Source organism: Leisingera sp. F5, assembly GCF_001593695.1.
The window spans coordinates 1-2,283 of the sequence record NZ_LUKH01000486.1; the positions used below are offsets into that span (position 1 = coordinate 1).

The following is a 2,283-nucleotide window of genomic DNA, read 5'->3' on the forward strand; positions in this document are numbered from 1 at the left end:
TGACTCCGGCTCAAACCGGCACTCTGCGCACCTTAATCGTACACCGCTGGCGCCGCGTCGTTCTGCGCCACCCGGATTTGCCCTCCGGCTTCCATCCTGAAAACTGGACCGGCGAGACCTGCCGCACGCTGGTGTTTGCCCTGCTGGACAAACTGCCCCGCCCGGATCTGGCAGAGTTCGACAGCCTGTCCGAATAAACCGTGCTGCCGGCAGCCCTCGCTCCCGCGACAGTGGTTGTGAAGGGTTCCCCGGACAAAAAAGAACCCGCAAATGTTTGAAGTTAAGGCGCTTTTTCACGTGGTTTGAAAAATGTCCGAAGAATCCGTTATTCTCCCCCTTTTCTGCTTGACCCGGCGAGCCGCATTCCGTAAATCGCGTCCACACAGAGCGGCGGAGTAGCTCAGTTGGTTAGAGCAGCGGAATCATAATCCGCGTGTCGGGGGTTCAAGTCCCTCCTCCGCTACCACCCTTCCCCCATAAAAATCAGGCTATTGAGTTCAGTGGATAATATCCTCCCTGCGAGTTTTCCGCCGGGACTGCAATGGGACTGCAACCCGGCGGCGGGATTGTATCCGGGGTTCGTGTGCCTGTCCTTCCGGAATGACAGCCTTTATTTGCTGCCCGGTTGGAACCTTTGGCCTGCAACTCGTTGCATTCGACGCGCTGCGAGCAGCTAACAACATTTGGAATTGAGAATTTCGCGCTACCGGGAACACGGCACTTGGTGGAGGTTTTCCACACTTTACAACCGCAGGCATATACCCCATGCACCTACAATGACGCAACCCATTGGATTCAAACATATACTACAGAAATGGATATACAATGCGCGACATCTCCACTCTCCCTGGCCAAACTCTACAATCCGACATCCAGGGCGGTGATTTTAACTTCGTCAAAGGAAATCTGGTAAGCACCTTCGGCGGCGCTATCCCCCCTGGCACCGATGACCCAGTGATGACCGTAGACGGGACCGCATATTGGGAGGGTGCCGTGTTCAACTACTATGATGCCGAATCCGCTGCGGACGGCCTGGTCAGCAACGACGGTTGGAACCGCAAACTTGTCATCCTCGGTAGCAATATGGAGTTCGAATCCGCAGGAGTACCAACGTCCGGCGACATAGAAGCCATCGTCATCATGAACGCTCATGAGCAGGTTCTGGTTGGCGCTGTCGACCTTGAAGGTGTTTCGGCAGCCGACTTCTACGCCGTATGGACCAGCGCCTCAACTGCGGACGACACGGCGTTTATCAACTCGATTTTTGAGAACGACGGACCTGAGGACGACGTGATCACAGGTACTAACCGTGACGATTTCATCATTGGCACAGCTGACGATGACATCATCAACGCGGGCGCTGGCAGTGATGTGGTAAAAGGTGGTTCCGGAAATGATACCCTATCCGGCAATAGCGGCAGCGACGTCTTACAAGGGCAGGGAGGGCACGACAGGCTATTTGGGAATAGCGGCAATGATAAGTTGATCGGCGGGGCCGGCAGGGACGTCCTGAAAGGAGGAGGCGGACGCGACAAACTCTTCGGCGGCAGCGGCAAAGACCTGCTGAAAGGCGGCGGCGGCAACGACAAACTGAATGGCGGCACAGGCAACGACAAGCTGATTGGAAACAGCGGTGCCGATGACTTTATCTTCTCATCAGGGTTTGACCTAGTGGTGGATTTCGGCGGCAGAGATCAAGTGGACTTACGCAAAGCCAGCGGCATCAGCGATTTCGACGATCTCATCTCCAACCACGTCCGCCAAGGCTCGAAAGGCGTTGTGATCACAGACGATGATGGCGATGCAATGCGTTTGAACGGAATCGAAATTTCCGATTTGGACCAAGGCGATTTCATTTTCTAACTCCTGATGCCCTCCGCTTCTCGGCATTAGAAAACACTGAACTCGCGGCGCCAAGCCGCGAGTTCAATTTGTTTGGGCGCACCATGAACGACACTCAACAGATCCAGACTGCTTTGTTGCACAAATGAACTGAGGGGATTCATGTTGTGAATCCAGCGTGATAGCTGGAGCGCATGAGCAGCTGGGCCCCTACGAAGTATAAGACCACGAACTGGCCGTCTTGCAATGACAGCTTGAGGCAGCGTGGATCGCTGTCGATCTGGTTTGATCCTGAGATGATCTGGACACCTCGACCGGCTGGCAAACGCGGCCGGCACCCGCAATTCAGCGATGCGGCGATCCAGGCCTGTCTGACCTTGAAGGTGTTGTTCGGGATGCCGCTTCGGCAGACGAACCGGGTTCGTTGAAAGCCTGCTGCGG

Annotated in this window: 2 protein-coding genes, 1 tRNA gene and 1 pseudogene; all 4 read left to right on the forward strand. The window is 55.4% G+C overall.

Annotation, left to right across the window (positions count from 1 at the left end):
* Positions 1-197: PaaX family transcriptional regulator C-terminal domain-containing protein (locus A2I95_RS32255; RefSeq protein WP_291736395.1), on the forward strand; the 197-nt coding region annotated here is incomplete at its 5' end.
* A gap of 192 nt (positions 198-389) precedes the next feature.
* A tRNA-Met gene (locus tag A2I95_RS32260) sits at positions 390-466 on the forward strand.
* Between the two features lie 359 nt (positions 467-825).
* Positions 826-1,863, forward strand: a complete 1,038-nt coding sequence (locus A2I95_RS32265) for a calcium-binding protein (RefSeq protein WP_291736397.1) — start codon at positions 826-828, stop codon at positions 1,861-1,863.
* Positions 1,864-2,036: 173 nt separating this feature from the next.
* Positions 2,037-2,283, forward strand: a pseudogene (locus A2I95_RS32270) (transposase); the annotation flags it as partial.

Coding starts and splice junctions, on each gene's coding strand:
- A2I95_RS32265 (WP_291736397.1), top strand. CDS start 826: ATGCGCGACATCTCCACTCTCCCTGGCCAAACTCTACAATCCGACATC.